This is a genomic window from Citrobacter sp. RHBSTW-00599 (genome assembly GCF_013784065.1).
GTDB lineage: Bacteria > Pseudomonadota > Gammaproteobacteria > Enterobacterales > Enterobacteriaceae > Citrobacter > Citrobacter braakii.
This window is the reverse complement of sequence record NZ_CP056717.1, coordinates 535655-554408: the sequence shown is the minus strand read 5'-3', so window position 1 is coordinate 554408 and position 18754 is coordinate 535655. Positions and strand designations below refer to the sequence as shown.

The 18754-nt window shown below is 53.5% G+C and carries 15 protein-coding genes and 1 tRNA gene; 4 read left to right on the top strand and 12 right to left on the bottom strand.

What is annotated here, in order from left to right; all coding sequences use genetic code 11:
* Positions 1-19 precede the first annotated feature (19 nt).
* The 3 genes from HV243_RS02690 to HV243_RS02680 all read left to right on the top strand — a co-directional run bounded on the left by HV243_RS02690 (position 20) and on the right by HV243_RS02680 (position 2990).
* Entirely contained in the window at positions 20-1015 is a 996-nt protein-coding gene (locus tag HV243_RS02690; RefSeq protein ID WP_016154661.1) for a peptidase U32 family protein, read from the top strand.
* A gap of 8 nt (positions 1016-1023) precedes the next feature.
* Positions 1024-1902: a U32 family peptidase gene (locus tag HV243_RS02685; RefSeq protein ID WP_049270845.1), complete on the top strand. Its 879-nt coding sequence runs from the start codon at positions 1024-1026 to the stop codon at positions 1900-1902.
* Positions 1903-1982: 80 nt separating this feature from the next.
* A complete protein-coding gene (locus HV243_RS02680; RefSeq protein ID WP_016154663.1) occupies positions 1983-2990 on the top strand; it encodes an LLM class flavin-dependent oxidoreductase in 1008 nt (335 codons plus the stop codon).
* Positions 2991-3079: 89 nt separating this feature from the next.
* Here the strand turns inward: HV243_RS02680 and mtr are convergent, their stop codons facing one another.
* From mtr to HV243_RS02620, 12 genes are all read right to left on the bottom strand, one after another.
* Positions 3080-4324, bottom strand: coding sequence for a tryptophan permease (gene mtr / locus HV243_RS02675; RefSeq protein ID WP_016154664.1), 1245 nt, complete (start codon positions 4322-4324; stop codon positions 3080-3082).
* A gap of 153 nt (positions 4325-4477) precedes the next feature.
* Positions 4478-6409: a DEAD/DEAH family ATP-dependent RNA helicase gene (locus HV243_RS02670; protein ID WP_047413955.1), complete on the bottom strand. Its 1932-nt coding sequence runs from the start codon at positions 6407-6409 to the stop codon at positions 4478-4480.
* The gene (gene yrbN / locus HV243_RS02665) at positions 6402-6482 is read right to left on the bottom strand and encodes a protein YrbN (RefSeq protein ID WP_010723222.1); all 81 of its coding nucleotides are present in this window, start codon (positions 6480-6482) and stop codon (positions 6402-6404) included. The genes HV243_RS02670 and yrbN overlap by 8 nt, the downstream gene beginning before the upstream one ends.
* 106 nt (positions 6483-6588) lie before the next feature.
* Complete coding sequence (gene nlpI / locus HV243_RS02660; protein WP_003024982.1) at positions 6589-7473, bottom strand: lipoprotein NlpI; 885 nt, start codon at positions 7471-7473, stop codon at positions 6589-6591.
* A 109-nt stretch (positions 7474-7582) separates the two neighbouring features.
* Positions 7583-9715, bottom strand: coding sequence for a polyribonucleotide nucleotidyltransferase (pnp, locus tag HV243_RS02655; protein WP_008785911.1), 2133 nt, complete (start codon positions 9713-9715; stop codon positions 7583-7585).
* A 246-nt stretch (positions 9716-9961) separates the two neighbouring features.
* The gene (rpsO, locus tag HV243_RS02650; protein ID WP_000059465.1) at positions 9962-10231 is read right to left on the bottom strand and encodes a 30S ribosomal protein S15; all 270 of its coding nucleotides are present in this window, start codon (positions 10229-10231) and stop codon (positions 9962-9964) included.
* A gap of 272 nt (positions 10232-10503) precedes the next feature.
* Positions 10504-11448 (bottom strand): tRNA pseudouridine(55) synthase TruB, encoded by a 945-nt coding sequence (gene truB, locus HV243_RS02645; protein ID WP_047358518.1) that lies wholly within the window; start codon positions 11446-11448, stop codon positions 10504-10506.
* A complete protein-coding gene (gene rbfA / locus HV243_RS02640; protein ID WP_003024988.1) occupies positions 11448-11852 on the bottom strand; it encodes a 30S ribosome-binding factor RbfA in 405 nt (134 codons plus the stop codon). The genes truB and rbfA overlap by 1 nt, the downstream gene beginning before the upstream one ends.
* Positions 11853-12072: 220 nt before the next feature.
* Positions 12073-14763, bottom strand: coding sequence for a translation initiation factor IF-2 (gene infB / locus HV243_RS02635; RefSeq protein WP_016154667.1), 2691 nt, complete (start codon positions 14761-14763; stop codon positions 12073-12075).
* A gap of 24 nt (positions 14764-14787) precedes the next feature.
* Positions 14788-16275, bottom strand: coding sequence for a transcription termination factor NusA (gene nusA, locus HV243_RS02630; protein WP_003024992.1), 1488 nt, complete (start codon positions 16273-16275; stop codon positions 14788-14790).
* A 28-nt stretch (positions 16276-16303) separates the two neighbouring features.
* The gene (rimP, locus tag HV243_RS02625) at positions 16304-16756 is read right to left on the bottom strand and encodes a ribosome maturation factor RimP (RefSeq protein WP_003024996.1); all 453 of its coding nucleotides are present in this window, start codon (positions 16754-16756) and stop codon (positions 16304-16306) included.
* A 207-nt stretch (positions 16757-16963) separates the two neighbouring features.
* Positions 16964-17040 (bottom strand) — tRNA-Met (locus HV243_RS02620).
* Positions 17041-17374: 334 nt separating this feature from the next.
* On the opposite strand from HV243_RS02620, the gene argG reads away from it, so the two are divergent.
* Entirely contained in the window at positions 17375-18718 is a 1344-nt protein-coding gene (argG, locus tag HV243_RS02615) for an argininosuccinate synthase (protein ID WP_003024998.1), read from the top strand.
* Positions 18719-18754 lie beyond the last annotated feature (36 nt).

The window sequence follows — 18754 nt, the reverse complement described above, 5'->3', positions numbered from 1 at the left end:
GCAACGTTCAGGATAAATTATGGAGCTGCTCTGCCCTGCCGGAAACCTCCCGGCGCTTAAGGCGGCCATCGAGAACGGCGCTGATGCGGTCTACATCGGGCTGAAAGATGATACCAACGCCCGTCATTTCGCCGGCCTTAATTTTACCGAGAAAAAATTGCAGGAAGCGGTGAGTTTTGTCCATCAGCACCGCCGTAAGCTGCACATCGCGATTAACACCTTTGCGCATCCGGATGGTTACGCGCGCTGGCAACGTGCCGTAGATATGGCGGCGCAACTGGGTGCGGATGCGCTGATCCTCGCCGACCTCGCCATGCTTGAGTATGCCGCAGAGCGCTACCCGCATATTGAGCGTCATGTCTCTGTTCAGGCATCTGCAACCAATGAAGAGGCGATTAATTTCTATCATCGCAACTTTGATGTCGCCCGCGTGGTACTGCCGCGCGTACTGTCTATTCACCAGGTGAAGCAGCTCGCTCGCGTCACGCCAGTTCCCCTGGAAGTGTTCGCCTTTGGCAGTCTGTGCATTATGGCGGAAGGTCGCTGCTATCTTTCATCCTATCTGACGGGCGAGTCTCCTAATACGGTTGGCGCCTGCTCTCCTGCCCGTTTTGTTCGCTGGCAGCAGACCCAACAAGGGCTGGAATCCCGTCTTAATGAAGTGCTGATCGACCGTTATCAGGACGGAGAAAACGCCGGTTATCCGACGCTGTGTAAAGGCCGCTATCTGGTTGATGGCGAGCGCTATCATGCGCTGGAAGAACCCACCAGCCTGAATACGCTGGAGCTGCTGCCAGAACTGCTGGCGGCCAATATTGCCTCGGTGAAAATCGAAGGGCGTCAGCGTAGCCCGGCCTACGTCAGCCAGGTGGCGAAAGTGTGGCGCCAGGCGATCGACCGCTGTATGGCCGACCCGCAAAACTACGCCCCACAGGCCGCGTGGATGGAAACGCTCGGTTCAATGTCCGAAGGCACGCAGACCACGCTTGGCGCGTATCACCGTAAATGGCAGTGAGAGAAGCAATGAAATATTCCTTAGGGCCGGTGCTGTGGTACTGGCCGAAAGAAACGCTGGAAGATTTTTATCAGCAGGCCGCCACCAGCCAGGCCGACGTTATCTATCTTGGCGAAGCGGTGTGCAGTAAACGCCGCGCTACCAAAGTAGGCGATTGGATCGATATGGCGAAATCGCTCGCTGGCAGCGGTAAACAGGTGGTGCTGTCAACGCTGGCGCTGGTGCAGGCCTCCTCTGAGCTGGGAGAGCTGAAGCGCTATGTCGAAAACGGCGACTTCCTGCTGGAAGCCAGCGATCTCGGCGTGGTAAACATGTGTGCCGAGCGTAAGCTGCCGTTTGTCGCCGGGCATGCGCTCAACTGCTACAACGCGGTAACCCTGCGTTTGCTGCTCAGGCAGGGCATGGTGCGCTGGTGTATGCCGGTAGAACTGTCCCGTGACTGGCTGGTCAATCTGCTTAACCAGTGTGAAGAGCTGGGTATTCGCAATCAGTTTGAAGTAGAGGTACTGAGCTACGGGCATCTGCCGCTGGCGTACTCTGCCCGCTGCTTTACCGCACGCTCTGAAGACCGTCCAAAAGACGAGTGTGAAACCTGCTGCATCAAATACCCGAATGGACGCGATGTGCTGTCGCAGGAGAATCAGCAGGTCTTTGTCCTCAACGGCATCCAGACCATGAGCGGCTATGTTTACAACCTCGGCAACGAGCTGACGTCCATGCAAGGCCTGGTTGATATTGTGCGTCTGTCCCCTTCAGGCAACGACACGTTCGCCATGCTTGATGCCTTCCGCGCCAATGAAAATGGCACTGCCCCATTGCCGCTTGCTGCCCACAGCGACTGCAACGGCTACTGGAAACGGCTGGCAGGTCTTGAACTACAGCCGTGATTAATAGCTCACTTTGTTAACAACATTCGCTAATCTTTAATGCAGTATTAAAAGATTAACCGGTAACAAAGTGAGCCGTTATGACTGACAAAACTATTCCGTTCTCGGTGCTGGATCTGGCACCGATCCCTGAAGGATCTTCAGCAAAAGAGGCCTTCACACACTCGCTTGATCTCGCTCGACTGGCCGAAAAGCGCGGCTACCACCGCTACTGGCTGGCAGAACATCACAACATGACCGGCATCGCCAGCGCTGCGACCTCTGTGCTGATTGGCTATCTGGCTGCCAATACCACCACGCTGCATCTTGGTTCTGGCGGCGTTATGCTGCCCAACCATTCGCCGCTGGTGATCGCCGAGCAGTTCGGTACCCTGAATACGCTGTATCCGGGGCGAATCGATCTCGGGCTTGGCCGCGCGCCGGGTAGCGACCAGCCGACCATGCGCGCGTTGCGCCGCCATATGAGTGGTGATATCGATAACTTCCCGCGCGACGTAGCTGAACTGGTGGACTGGTTCGACGCCCGCGATCCAAATCCTCATGTACGCCCGGTTCCCGGCTACGGCGAGCAGATCCCGGTCTGGTTATTAGGCTCCAGCCTGTACAGCGCACAGCTGGCAGCCCAGCTCGGCCTGCCATTTGCCTTCGCCTCGCACTTTGCTCCGGATATGTTGCATCAGGCGCTGCATCTGTATCGCACCCAGTTCAAGCCCTCAGCGCGTCTGGCAAAGCCGTATGCGATGGTGTGCATCAACATCATTGCCGCCGACAGCAACCGCGATGCCGAATTTCTTTTCACCTCAATGCAGCAGGCGTTTGTGAAACTGCGTCGTGGCGAAACCGGCCAGCTACCGCCACCGGTAGAGAATATGCATCAGCTGTGGTCCGCTTCTGAGCAGTACGGCGTACAACAGGCGCTGAGCATGTCGCTGGTTGGTGATAAGGCGAAAGTGCGACACGGTCTCGACGCCATTTTGCGTGAAACCCAGGCCGATGAAATTATGGTTAACGGCCAGATTTTTGATCATCAGGCACGTCTACATTCGTTTGACCTGGCGATGCAGGTGAAAGAAGAGTTGGTGGGGTAATCGTTGTTTTGCCCGGTGGCATTTGGCTTACCGGGCCTACGAGATCGTATAGGCCGGATTAGGCGCAACCGCCATCCGGCACTAAAAGGTTACTGGTACACAGGCAACAAATTCACGCTCGACAGAATATGGATAACCGCGTTGCCGATACCGAATACCAGGATCAGCGCAATCATCGGCTTGCCGCCCCAGACACGGAATTTCGGGCTGCCAAAACGCTCGCGGGATTTACGGGCCAGCAGCGCCGGAACAATGGCGGCCCAGATGGTCGCGGCAAGCCCTGCATAGCCAATGGCGTACAGGAAACCGTTCGGCCACAGCAGGCCACCGACAATCGGCGGGACAAACGTCAGCAATGCCGTTTTAAAACGTCCCATTGCCGAGTCATCAAAGCCAAACAGATCCGCCAAATAGTCAAACAGACCGAGCGTGACCCCGAGGAATGAACTCGCCACCGCAAAGTTGGAGAACACCACCAGCAGCAGATCCAGACTGCGGCTGTTCAGCACGCCGCTCAGCGCCTGTACCAGCACATCAATGTTACCGCCCTGCTGCGCAATACCGATAAATTCCGGACGCGGGATGTTACCCATCGTCCCCAGCAACCATACGGTATACAGCACCAGCGCCAGCAGCGTGCCGTACACCAGGCACTTAACGATGGTCTTCGGATCTTTGCCGTAATACTTCATCAGGCTCGGGACGTTGCCGTGATAGCCGAATGAGGCCAGGCAGAACGGTAACGTCATCAGCAGGTACGGCGTATACGAAGCGTTGCTCTGCGCCACGTTAAACAGCGTCGTGGGCGTAACATGCCCCAGCAGACTGCCGAAGGTCAGGAAAAAAGTAATCACCTTCGCGCCCAGCACAATCGCCGTCATGCGGCTAACCGCTTTGGTGCTTAACCACACCACGAACGCCACCAGCAGCGCAAAACCAAGACCCGCCGCACGCGCCGGAACGTTCAGCGACATCTCCGAGAAGGTGTGATGCAGGATCGAACCACTCGCCGAGATATACGCATAGGTAAGGATATAGAGAACGAAAGCAATCGAGATGCCGTTCACAACGTTCCAGCCTTTGCCCAGCAGATCTTTCGTGATGGTGTCAAAGCTGGAACCAATGCGGTAATTGAGGTTAGCTTCAAGGATCATCAGTCCGGAGTGCAGCATGCAAAACCAGGTGAAGATCAGCGCCGCCATTGACCAGAAGAACCACGCCCCGGACATGACCACTGGCAGAGAAAACATCCCTGCGCCAATAATGGTGCCGCCGATGATCACCACGCCGCCAAGCAGCGAAGGTGACGTTTGGGTGGTGGTTAGTGTTGCCATTTAGCCATCTCTCCAGTCATTTATATTGTGACTACATTTCAATGTGCTGCACTGTACCAGTACACGAGTACAAATGAAATAAAAAAAGCCCCGATTGTTGAGATCGGGGCTGTATATTTTACTTTACGGTATTAAACCGTAATTTCGCATGGATTACGCATCACCACCGAAACGACGACGACCAGCGGAATCATCACGACGCGGAGCAGAAGAATCGTCACGACGCGGACCGCGGTTGCCTTCACGACGTTCGCCGCTGAAACGACGACCTTCGCTACGACCGCCTTCACGACGCTCACCGCTGAAACCACGACCTTCGCCACGACCACCTTCACGACGCTCACCGCTGAAACGGCCACCGCCACGACGCTCACCACCGGTGTGCGGAACTGCATCGCCAACCAGCTGCATGTTCATCGGCTTGTTCAGGATGCGAGTACGGGTAAAGTGCTGCAGCACGTCGCCCGGCATACCTTTCGGCAGCTCGATGGTAGAGTGGGAAGCAAACAGCTTGATGTTACCGATGTAACGGCTGCTGATATCGCCTTCGTTAGCAATCGCACCAACGATATGACGGACTTCAACACCGTCATCACGGCCCACTTCAATGCGGTACAGCTGCATATCGCCAACGTCACGACGTTCACGACGCGGACGGTCTTCACCACCACGCTCATTACGGTCACCACGCGGGCCACGATCGTTGCGGTCACGCGGACCACGATCGTCACGGTCGCGGAATTCGCGTTTCGGACGCATCGGCGCATCTGGCGGCAGGATCAGCGGGCGTTCGCCCTGAGCCATTTTCAGCAGTGCGGCTGCCAGCGTTTCGATATCCAGTTCTTCTTCCGGCTGCATTTTCGCCAGCAGAGCACGGTACTGATCCAGATCGCTGCTTTCCAGCTGCTGCTGTACTTTAGCGGCGAATTTTTCCAGACGGCGTTTGCCCAGCAGGTCTGCGTTCGGCAGTTCTACTTCCGGAATAGTCAGCTTCATGGTGCGTTCGATGTTACGCAGCAGACGACGCTCACGGTTCTCAACGAACAGCAGCGCGCGACCCGCACGGCCCGCACGACCGGTACGGCCGATACGGTGAACGTAAGATTCGGAATCCATCGGGATGTCGTAGTTAACAACCAGGCTGATACGCTCAACGTCCAGGCCACGGGCCGCAACGTCGGTAGCAATCAGAATATCCAGACGGCCATCTTTCAGACGCTCCAGAGTCTGCTCACGCAGGGACTGATTCATGTCGCCGTTCAGTGCAGCGCTGCTATAACCGCTACGCTCCAGCGCTTCTGCCACTTCCAGGGTCGCATTTTTGGTACGAACGAAGATAATCGCCGCATCAAAGTCTTCTGCTTCCAGGAAACGCACCAGCGCTTCATTTTTACGCATGCCCCAGACGGTCCAGTAGCTCTGGCTGATGTCAGGACGGGTAGTTACGCTGGACTGAATGCGTACTTCCTGCGGCTCTTTCATAAAGCGGCGGGTAATACGACGAATCGCTTCCGGCATAGTCGCGGAGAACAGAGCGGTCTGATGACCTTCCGGGATCTGCGCCATGATGGTTTCAACGTCTTCGATGAAGCCCATACGCAGCATTTCATCAGCTTCGTCCAGTACCAGACCGCTCAGTTTGGAGAGGTCCAGAGTACCGCGCTTCAGGTGGTCCAGCAGACGGCCCGGCGTACCGACAACGATCTGTGGTCCCTGACGCAGGGCACGTAATTGCACGTCATAACGTTGGCCGCCGTACAGGGCAACCACGTTCACGCCGCGCATGTGTTTAGAAAAATCCGTCATGGCTTCTGCAACCTGAACCGCCAGTTCGCGGGTCGGTGCCAGCACCAGAATCTGAGGTGCCTTCAGCTCAGGATCAAGATTGTTGAGCAGCGGTAAAGAGAACGCTGCAGTTTTGCCGCTACCCGTCTGGGCCATACCCAGAACATCGCGGCCGCCCAGCAGATGCGGAATGCACTCTGCCTGGATTGGAGATGGTTTTTCGTAACCCAGATCGGTAAGGGCTTCAAGGATAGGAGCCTTCAGGCCCAGATCTGCAAAAGTGGTTTCGAATTCAGCCATGTAGTACGTGTGCCTCAAAATTAATGGCGGCCAGTCTACATAACTCATCATGAAATTGATCTGCAATTTTCATTGAAAAGTGTGAACCGGCTCAAAGTAGGTGTATTAACGAACAACAACGCCCTCACCCGTGAAGGTGATGGCAATCAAAAAAGATTACGGGCTGATGTGTACGTCAGCTATTGCTGGTCCGATTCTGCCAGGTCATCTTGGTCCTGGCCCAGGAGCGATAATTCCAACAATGCGTATCGGTGCTCAACAAAGTTATGAACGTTGTTAGCCACCGCCAGTTTGAACAATGCCGTAGCGTTGTCCAAATCCCCCAGACTTAGGTAGTACTTACCTAAATAGAAGTTGGTTTCACTGAGATGCTCAGCGAGCGAGGTGTTATCCGTTGCGTCCGCCTTTAGGCGTTCCATCAGCGTTGCTTCGCTAATGTTGCCCAGGTAGAACTCGACAATGTTCCATCCCCATTGCTCTTTATCCGATTTCTCAAAGCGTTGCTTTAACGCTTCTTTAGCCTGCTTCTCATCGAGCTTCTGCTCGGCGAGATAAAGCCACAGACTACGGAAAGGATCATTGGGATCGTCTTGATAAAACGCTAGCAGATCATCTTGCGCTAACTTGTCGCGACCGCCGTAATACAATGCGATACCGCGATTTAAGTGCGCGTAGTTGTAAGTTGGATCAAGCTCAAGTACAGAATCAAACGCTTCATAGGCAGCATCAAAATTGCCTGCCTGCGTTAAATATATACCTAAGTAATTGAATACTTCAGGCATATCTGGTCGGATTGCCAGCGCTTGTGAAAAATCATTTCGCGCCAGTGCCCTCAGACCGAGACTATCATACAACACTCCGCGCTCATATAAAAGCTGTGCGCGTTCGTCATCGGTTAAAGCCCGACTGGCAAGAATTTGTTCCATACGTGCCAGAATCACTTCCTGCTGCAAAGTCGGTTGCAATGGTACTGCGAGGACTTCACTCTTACGCCAGGCGGAATTACTGCATCCAGCCAGCGTGAGTGCTGTCGCAACGAAACACCAGCGCAAAAAAGGCTTCATTTCCCACTCCCGAAGACAACGATTGAATGAACGTCCAGGTTCCCCGGTTGCTAACAAGGCGTCCTGCCGGGTTAAAAGCCCTCCGCTTTCACGGAGGGCAATGGCAACCTTACTCGCCCTGGCTTGCCGGAGCTTCCGGTTCGCCTGCAGGCTGAGACTGCTCAGTTGCTTCTTTAATGCTCAGACGTACACGGCCCTGGCGATCAACTTCCAGAACTTTGACCGGTACTTCCTGGCCCATCTGCAGGTAATCGGTCACTTTCTCAACGCGTTTGTCAGCGATCTGAGAGATGTGTACCAGACCTTCTTTACCGCCACCAATGGCAACGAATGCGCCAAAGTCAACGATACGGGTCACTTTACCATTGTAGATACGGCCTACTTCGATCTCTGCGGTGATCTCTTCGATACGACGGATAGCATATTTCGCTTTCTCGCCGTCGGTCGCAGCAATCTTCACAGTACCATCATCTTCAATTTCAATGGTGGTGCCGGTTTCTTCGGTCAGAGCACGGATAACAGAACCGCCTTTACCGATAACGTCTTTGATCTTGTCCGGGCTGATCTTGATGGTGTGGATACGCGGAGCGAACTGAGAAATGTCACCACGCGGTGCGTTGATCGCTTGTTCCATCACACCCAGGATGTGCAGACGCGCACCTTTAGCCTGGTTCAGAGCAACCTGCATGATCTCTTTGGTGATACCTTCAATTTTGATATCCATCTGCAGTGCAGAGATACCGTCGCGGGAACCCGCCACTTTGAAGTCCATATCGCCCAGGTGGTCTTCGTCGCCCAGGATGTCAGACAGAACAACAAAGTTGTCGCCTTCTTTCACCAGACCCATCGCGATACCCGCAACGGCAGCTTTGATCGGCACGCCTGCGTCCATCAGCGCCAGAGAGGCACCACATACGGAAGCCATGGAAGAAGAACCGTTAGATTCGGTGATTTCCGAAACCACACGTACGGTGTACGGGAATTTATCCAGTTCCGGCATCACTGCCAGTACGCCACGCTTCGCCAGACGACCGTGACCAATCTCACGACGCTTCGGAGAACCGACCATACCGGTTTCACCTACGCAGTACGGAGGGAAGTTGTAGTGGAACAGGAAGTTGTCAGTACGCTCGCCCATCAGCTCATCAAGGTTCTGCGCATCACGAGTGGTGCCCAGGGTCGCGGTAACCAGCGCCTGAGTTTCGCCACGGGTGAACAGTGCGGAACCGTGGGTACGCGGCAGAACGCCAGTACGCACGTCCAGACCACGGATCATATCTTTTTCACGGCCATCGATGCGCGGCTCGCCTGCCAGTACGCGGCTACGAACAACATTTTTCTCGATAGCGTGCAGGATTTCACCCAGTTCGTTAGCGTCCAGGGTTTCGTCTTCAGCCACCAGAGTCGCGATGGTTTCAGATTTGATCACGTCAACCTGAGCGTAACGCTCTTGTTTGTCGGTGATACGGTAAGCATCGCTCAGACGAGCTTCTGCCAGTGCGGCAACGCGTGCGTTCAGCGCTTCGTTGACGGCTTCTGGCTGCCAGTCCCAACGCGGTTTGCCAGCTTCTTTCGCCAGCTCGTTGATAGCCTGAATAACAACCTGCTGCTGTTCGTGGCCGAATACTACAGCGCCCAGCATCTGGTCTTCGCTCAGCAGTTCAGCTTCGGATTCAACCATCAGTACGGCAGCTTCAGTACCAGCAACAACCAGGTCCAGCTTGCTTTCTTTCAGTTCGTCCTGAGTCGGGTTCAGTACGTACTGGTCATTGATGTAACCAACACGTGCAGCACCGATCGGGCCGTTGAACGGGATACCAGACAGAGTCAGCGCAGCAGATGCACCAATCATTGCCACGATATCCGGGTTAACCTGCGGGTTAACGGAAACAACGGTCGCGATAACCTGAACTTCGTTAACGAAGCCTTCCGGGAACAGCGGGCGAACCGGGCGGTCAATCAGACGCGCGATCAGAGTTTCGCCTTCACTCGGACGGCCTTCACGACGGAAGAAGCTACCCGGGATACGGCCAGCAGCGTAGGTACGCTCCTGATAGTTAACGGTCAGTGGGAAAAAGTCCTGGCCTGGTTTCGCTTTTTTCTGGCCAACAACGGTAACGAATACCGCAGTGTCATCCATGCTAACCATAACAGCGGCAGTCGCCTGACGCGCCATCATGCCGGTTTCCAGCGTAACGGTATGCTGACCGTACTGGAATTTACGAACGATCGGATTAAGCAAATTAATATCCTTTCTCTATTTTTTGACGGCACATTTTTGCGCCATCGTTAATACCCGATCTTCTGCGCATCCTCGCGACTAATGACAACCCTAACCCATAAGCATGAGTAAAGCCTCTCATTAGCCGCGCGAACCTCTGCAACGGAAGATCATTCATAGCAACAATACATTAGTTTCCAGCGAATTGCTGCCATCTGCTGGAAAAAAGGGGCCATGAAGGCCCCCTCTTTCTGAAACTCGAAAGAATTAGCGACGCAGACCCAGACGCTCGATCAGCGCGGTGTAACGTGCAACATCTTTACGTTTCAGGTAGTCGAGCAGTTTACGACGCTGAGAAACCATGCGCAGCAGACCACGACGGCTGTGGTGATCTTTTTTGTGCTCTGCAAAGTGGCCCTGCAGGTGGTTAATCTGTGCAGTCAACAGAGCAACCTGAACATCGGTAGAACCGGTGTCGTTTGCATCACGACCAAACTCAGAAACGATTTTAGCGGTAGCTTCAGTACTTAGAGACATTTTAAAACTCCAAAGTGTTAAGAATGAAAGGATGCCGATCTCTAATTCAGCTATCCCAGTGTATACACGCCTTCTTCAAACTGACCCTGCGCTGGCTGTGTCCGCTCACCTCGGTCACTTACCTGAGTAAGCTCCTGAGGATCCTCAGACCTGCCGCCTTGATGCAGCTCGAATGATTTTGTGTACACGCCACGCAGATTGTTAAACAATTTACGCGACGTTAAGCGGCAGTATTCTACTCGCAGCGCCCTTTTATCGCAAGACAGAGAGCGCTATGCAGGATACTCAACCACCAGGCGACGAGGGGCGACACGACCTTCATCGTCCATCTCCCCCATGCCGATAAACTTGCCGTCATCGCCTTCCGTCACGCGCACCAGCCCTTCAAGCGGCGCACCTGACGTCCGTACCGGGTTACCATTTTTAAAGTAAACCGACGATGTTAAAGGCAAATTAACAACAGGGTAGTCCGATGCAGGACTGTCCATTGGCATCAACAAAGGATCAAGCAGCTGCGCCGCCGGAATGTTCTGCTGTTCGGCCTGTTCAACCAGCTCATGCAGATGTTCCAGCGTAACCATACGATCCACCGGATACTTGCTGACCGTCAAACGACGCAGATACGTTACGTGCGCGCCGCAGCCCAGCTTCTCACCGAGATCGTCAACGATGGTGCGAATATAAGTGCCTTTGGAGCAGTGAACTTCCAGCTCCAGCTCGTTACCTTCGTGGCGAATAAACAGCAGCTCATATACGGTAATCGGGCGCGCTTCACGCGGCACTTCAATGCCCTGACGCGCATATTCGTACAGCTTTTTACCCTGGTACTTCAGCGCCGAATACATTGACGGAATCTGCTCGATATCGCCGCGGAAAGTCTCCAGCGCGCTGGCAAGCTGCTCTGCGCTGAAGGTTACCGGACGCTCCTGCACGATTTGCCCATCGGCATCGGAGGTGTCGGTACGCTGGCCCAGACGGGCAACCACACGATAGCGTTTGTCAGAATCCAGCAAATACTGGGAAAACTTAGTCGCTTCACCGAGGCAGATAGGCAGCATGCCTGTTGCCAGCGGATCCAGCGCGCCGGTATGTCCCGCGCGGTTGGCATTGTAGATGCGCTTTACTTTTTGCAGTACGTCATTGCTGGACATGCCCTGCGGCTTATCCAGCAGTAGAACACCGTGAATGTCGCGACCACGACGACGAGGACGACTCATCAGTCCTCCTTGCTGTCGTCCGCTGGGTTCACACGACGCTCATCGTCATGTTTCACCACGCTGGTCACCAGGTTGGACATGCGCATCCCTTCAACTAACGAATTGTCGTAGAAGAAGGTCAGCTCAGGCACGATACGCAGACGCATTGCTTTACCCAGCAAAGAGCGGATAAAACCAGAGGCTTCCTGCAGTGCCTTAATGCCGTTTTTCACGGCAGCTTCGTCCTGATCGTTGAGGAAAGTCACGAACACTTTAGCGTATGCCAGGTCTCGGGACATCTCAACACCCGATACGGTGGTCATCATACCAACACGCGGGTCTTTGATTTCGCGTTGCAGGATGAGTGCGATTTCTTTCTGCATCTCCTGCGCGACACGCTGTGGGCGACCAAATTCTTTCGCCATAATAAATTCTCCAGAATAAAGACAAAAAAGGGGCCATAAGCCCCTTTTTAAATTTCTTGCCGGGTGGCGCTTCGCTTCCCCAGCCTACACTTAATCATCTTCTAAGGATTTTGGTTTGCAGTAAGGCGGCAAACTCGTAAATCCCCGGGAGCATAGATAACTATGTGACCGGGGTGATCGAGCGCAGCCAACGCAGTTGCGGCCCAAAAGACGACGAAGATTATGCGATGGTACGTTTGATCTCGATAATCTCGAACACTTCGATCATATCGCCAACGCGAACGTCGTTGTAGTTCTTAACGCCGATACCACATTCCATGCCGTTACGGACTTCGTTGACGTCATCTTTGAAGCGGCGCAGGGATTCCAGCTCGCCTTCATAGATAACCACGTTGTCGCGCAGTACGCGGATTGGGTTGTGACGTTTAATCGTGCCTTCGGTAACCATACAGCCTGCGATAGCGCCGAATTTCGGTGATTTGAACACATCACGAACTTCAGCCAGACCAATGATCTGCTGTTTCAGTTCCGGAGACAGCATGCCGCTCATCGCTGCTTTCACTTCGTCGATCAGATGATAGATGACGGAGTAGTAACGCAGATCCAGGCTTTCTGATTCGATAACTTTACGTGCAGAGGCATCAGCACGGACGTTGAAGCCAACCAGAATCGCGTTGGATGCCGCAGCCAGGGTCGCGTCGGTTTCGGTGATACCACCTACGCCAGAACCGATAATCTTCACTTTTACTTCGTCGGTAGACAGTTTCAGTAAAGAGTCGGAAATCGCTTCTACAGAACCCTGAACATCGGCCTTCAGAACGATGTTCACTTCGTGAACTTCGCCTTCGGTCATGTTGGCGAACATGTTCTCCAGTTTAGATTTCTGCTGACGAGCCAGTTTAACTTCACGGAATTTGCCCTGACGGTACAGTGCAACTTCACGGGCTTTCTTCTCGTCACGAACAACGGTAACTTCGTCACCCGCAGCCGGAACACCGGACAGACCCAGGATTTCCACCGGAATGGACGGACCCGCTTCCAGTACTTCCTGACCCAGTTCGTTACGCATCGCGCGAACGCGGCCGTATTCGAAACCACACAGTACGATGTCGCCTTTGTTCAGCGTACCTTCACGTACTAGCACGGTAGCAACCGGACCACGACCTTTATCCAGGAAGGATTCGATAACCGCACCGCTCGCCATACCTTTACGCACAGCTTTCAGTTCCAGTACTTCGGCCTGCAGCAGGATAGCATCCAGCAGTTCGTCGATACCGGTACCCGCTTTCGCAGAAACGTGAACGAACTGGCTCTCGCCGCCCCAATCTTCCGGCATGATGCCGTACTGGGACAGTTCGTTTTTAACGCGATCTGGATCCGCTTCTGGTTTATCGATTTTGTTGACTGCAACCACTACCGGCACACCTGCCGCTTTCGCGTGCTGGATAGCTTCAATAGTCTGCGGCATCACGCCGTCATCTGCTGCAACAACCAGAACAACGATATCCGTTGCCTGAGCACCACGAGCACGCATGGAGGTAAACGCGGCGTGACCCGGGGTATCCAGGAAGGTGATCATACCGTTGTCAGTTTCAACATGGTACGCACCGATGTGCTGAGTAATGCCGCCCGCTTCGCCAGAGGCAACTTTCGTGGAGCGAATGTAGTCCAGCAGAGACGTTTTACCGTGGTCAACGTGACCCATGATGGTCACTACCGGTGCGCGCGGTTCTGCCGCAGCGCCGGTGTCACGGTCGCTCATTACTGCTTCTTCCAGCTCGTTTTCACGACGCAGGATAACTTTGTGGCCCATCTCTTCGGCAACCAGCTGTGCGGTTTCCTGGTCGATGACCTGGTTAATGGTCGCCATTGCGCCCAGCTTCATCATCGCTTTGATGACCTGAGAACCTTTGACTGCCATCTTGTTCGCCAGATCGCCAACGGTGATGGTTTCGCCGATCACAACGTCACGGTTAACGGCCTGAGCCGGCTTCTGGAAGCCCTGCTGCAGAGCGGAACCTTTACGCTGCTTACCGCCTTTACCGCCGCGAACCGCTGCACGCGCTTCTTCACGGTCAGCTTTAGATTCAGCGTGTTTGTTACCTTTCTTCGCCGGACGCGCTGCTTTCGTGCTGCGAGTACGACCACGACCGCCTTCTACTTCGCGATCGTTCTCGTCTTCTGCCTGGCGAGCATGCTGAGAGGTGGTGACGTGATAATCGCTGGTATCTTCAACAGGTTCAGCGTTATTCACACCATTCTTCTCGTTTTCTTCCGCCATACGGCGAGCTTCTTCCGCTACGCGGCGCGCTTCTTCTTCAAGCTTGCGACGTGCTTCTTCTTCCGCTTTACGCTTCAGTTCTGCGGCTTCATTTTCACGGCGGGCTTTTTCGGCCTGGGCGGTTTTAGTCATATCGTCGGTCTGTTGATTGCTCACTTTGTCTTTTTCCGCAGCTTCACGTTTCGCTTTATCAGCGGCTTCACGCTTAGCTTGTTCTGCGGCCTCACGTTCGGCTTTTTGTTGCGCCTCGCGTTTGGCAGCTTCTTCTGCCTCACGACGGGCTTGCTCTTCCGCTTCACGCTGCGCCTGCTCTTCCGCGGCAAGGCGTTCAGCCTCTTGCGGATCGCGTTTCACAAAGGTGCGTGTCTTGCGGACTTCGATTTGTACCGATTTGCTTTTTCCACCGGTACCTGGAATATTGAGAGTACTGCGCGTTTTACGCTGCAATGTCAACTTATCGGGCGCTGAGCCGTTTTCACGGTTCAGATGCGCCAGTAAGGTTTGTTTCTCTTGTGCGGACACAGAGTCGTCAGCAGACTTCGGGATACCTGCATCAGCAAATTGCTGTACCAGGCGATCCACGGAGGTCTGTATCTCTGCAGCCAGCGTTTTTACGGTTACATCTGTCATACTGTTCCTTCCTGCTACAGTTTATTACGCTTCGTCGCCGAACCAGCAAATATTACGGGCAGCCATAATCAGCTCACCGGCTTTTTCGTCGGTCAACCCTTCGATATCAGCCAGATCATCAATGCCCTGTTCAGCGAGATCTTCCAGCGTACAAACACCACGGGCAGCCAGTTTGAAAGCCATCTCACGATCCAATCCTTCCAGATTCAGCAGATCGTCAGCCGGTTTGTTATCACCGAGACTTTCTTCCTGGGCCAGTGCCAGAGTGGTCAGTGCGTTTTTAGCACGCTCGCGCAGCGCTTCAACGGTCTGTTCATCCAGGCCGTCAATTTCCAGCAGCTCTTTCATTGGCACGTAGGCCAGTTCTTCCAGCGTCGCAAAACCTTCTTCTACCAGAACCGTCGCGAAATCTTCATCGATATCGAGATATTTGGTGAAGGTATCAATGGCTGCATGTGCTTCAGCCTGATGCTTCGCCTGCAGGTCATCAACGGTCATCACGTTGAGTTCCCAACCGCTCAGTTGTGAAGCCAGGCGGACGTTCTGACCATTACGTCCAATCGCCTGAGCCAGGTTACCGGCTTCAACCGCGATATCCATGGTGTGTTTGTCTTCATCCACCACGATAGAAGCGACGTCTGCTGGCGCCATTGCGTTAATCACGAACTGCGCCGGGTTATCATCCCACAGGACGATATCGATACGCTCGCCGCCCAGTTCAGTAGAAACCGCCTGAACGCGCGCACCGCGCATACCCACACAGGCGCCGACCGGATCAATACGCTTGTCGTTGGTCTTAACGGCGATTTTCGCACGTGAACCCGGATCGCGAGCAGCCGCTTTAATTTCGATCACTTCTTCGCCAATTTCCGGCACTTCAATGCGGAACAGCTCTATCAGCATTTCCGGTTTGGAACGGGTTACGAACAGCTGGGCACCGCGCGCTTCCGGGCGTACAGAGTAAAGAACGCCACGGATACGGTCGCCTGGGCGGAAGTTTTCACGCGGCAGCATGTCTTCACGCAGGATCACGGCTTCAGCATTGCTGCCCAGATCCAGAGAAATGTTGTCGCGGTTAACTTTCTTCACCACACCGGTGACGATTTCGCCTTCGTGTTCGCGGAACTGATCGACAACCATTGCGCGTTCGGCTTCACGTACTTTCTGTACGATAACCTGTTTCGCGGTCTGGGTGGTGATACGGTCAAAGGTGACAGATTCAATCTGATCTTCAACATATTCGCCCACGTTCAGGCTTTCGTCTTCGAAGCGTGCCGCTTCCAGCGTAATTTCTTTGGTCGGCTGAGTAACTTCTTCTACGATTACCCAACGACGGAAGGTATCGAAATCACCGCTTTTACGATCGATTTCTACGCGAACGTCGATCTCTTGCTCATATTTTTTCTTTGTTGCTGTAGCCAGCGCACTTTCCAGCGCTTCAAAAATTTTCTCGCGTGGCAGCGCTTTTTCGTTGGATACGGCTTCAACAACAGCCAAAATTTCTTTGTTCATCGCGGGCTTTTCACCTCAATCCAGACTGTTAAAAGTGGGGAACCAGGTTCGCCTTCTGGATATTACTCAGCGCGAACACTTCATCTTTACCTTCGACTGTGACCGTGATCATCTCACCATCCACCGCTTTGATAACGCCCTGCCATTTACGACGGTTTTGTACCGCCATACGAAGAACCAGCGTCACTTCTTCACCCAGGAAACGCACGTAGTGTTCAGCTGTGAACAGAGGACGGTCGAGACCCGGAGAGGAGACTTCCAGGTTGTAGGCAACGGTGATTGGGTCTTCGACATCCATCACGGCGCTTACCTGATGGCTCACATCAGCACAATCATCAACATTGATGCCATCTTCACTATCAATATAGATGCGCAGTGTGGATGTGCGACCACGAATAAATTCGATGCCGACCAACTCGTAGCCCAGGGCTTCAACTGGCGCTGTAATCATCTCTGTTAATTTTTGCTCTAATGTGGACAAGCCCACCCCCAAGACATAAAAAAAGGGCCTAAAGCCCAGTTATTCTGTAGTCAGATAACAAAAAACCCCGATAAATCGGGGCTTTATATAACTGAACCCTATAACCGCACCTGCGGTTCGGAAAACCTTCCGAAAGAATTTTTTTCAAATCCAGCTACGAAGGCCTAAGTCTTCACAGTATATTTGAAAAAGAACTCTAAGGGAAAGTGGTTGCGGGGGCCGGATTTGAACCGACGACCTTCGGGTTATGAGCCCGACGAGCTACCAGGCTGCTCCACCCCGCGCCTGAAACGTGGCAAATTTTACTCGTTTTGGGTAAAAAATGCAAATACTGCTGGGATTTGGTACCGAGGACGGGACGTAAAATCTGCGCACAGTATATTGATTCACTATGCGGTATGTCAACCTTGTTACGACTATGCAAATCAATGAATGCTGCCCAGCGAATATTCGACCAGATAAATGTGTCACCCGCGCCGTTATTTAACGAAATTATCACTAAACTCTTCCTGTCATCCAGAAAAGATGATTAAATGAAAACTCACTTATTTTGCATAAAAATGCAATTAGTATAATAAGCCGACCTCTTCACCAGTCTATCAAGCAGGGTTTTATTTTATGACGACGATTCTCAAGCATCTCCCGGTAGGTCAACGTATTGGTATCGCTTTTTCCGGCGGCCTGGACACCAGTGCAGCACTGCTGTGGATGCGACAAAAAGGGGCTGTCCCATATGCATATACTGCGAATTTGGGCCAGCCGGATGAGGATGACTATGACGCCATTCCTCGCCGTGCAATGGAATATGGTGCTGAGAATGCTCGCCTGGTAGATTGCCGTAAGCAACTGGTTGCCGAAGGGATCGCAGCGATTCAGTGCGGTGCATTCCACAACACCACTGGCGGACTGACCTATTTCAATACCACTCCGCTGGGCCGTGCTGTCACCGGCACCATGCTGGTTGCGGCCATGAAAGAAGATGGCGTAAATATCTGGGGTGACGGTAGCACCTATAAAGGTAACGATATTGAACGTTTCTATCGTTACGGTCTGCTGACCAACGCCGAACTGCAGATTTACAAACCATGGCTGGATACCGATTTTATCGATGAACTCGGTGGTCGCCATGAGATGTCCGAATTTATGATTGCCTGTGGTTTCGACTACAAGATGTCCGTTGAGAAAGCGTACTCCACGGACTCCAATATGCTCGGGGCGACCCACGAAGCAAAAGACCTCGAGTTTCTGAACTCCAGCGTCAAAATCGTCAACCCGATTATGGGCGTGAAATTCTGGGATGAGAGCGTGAAGATCCCGGCAGAAGAAGTCACCGTGCGTTTCGAGCAGGGTCATCCGGTAGCGCTGAACGGTAAAACCTTCAGCGACGACGTTGAGATGATGCTAGAAGCCAACCGCATCGGCGGCCGTCACGGTCTGGGTATGAGCGATCAGATTGAAAACCGTATCATTGAAGCGAAAAGCCGGGGCATCTACGAAGCTCCGGGGATGGCATTGCTGCACATCGCCTATGAGCGTCTGCTGACCGGGATTCACAACGAAGACACCATCGAGCAGTATCACGCGCACGGTCGCCAGCTTGGTCGTCTGTTGTATCAGGGCCGCTGGTTTGACTCTCAGGCGCTGATGCTGCGTGACGGTCTGCAGCGTTGGGTTGCCAGCCAGATTACAGGTGAAGTGACGCTGGAACTGCGTCGCGGTAATGATTACTCAATCCTCAACACCGTGTCTGACAATCTGACTTACAAACCAGAACGTCTGACGATGGAAAAAGGCGACTCGGTATTCTCTCCGGATGATCGTATCGGTCAGTTGACCATGCGTAATCTGGATATCACTGATACCCGCGAGAAGCTGTTCGGTTATGCGCAGTCTGGCCTGCTTACCGCCTCTTCCACAACCGGCCTGCCGCAGGTTGAAAATCTGGAAAACAAGGCGAAGTAAATATTCATCATCTTAAGGCCGCGAAAGCGGCCTTTT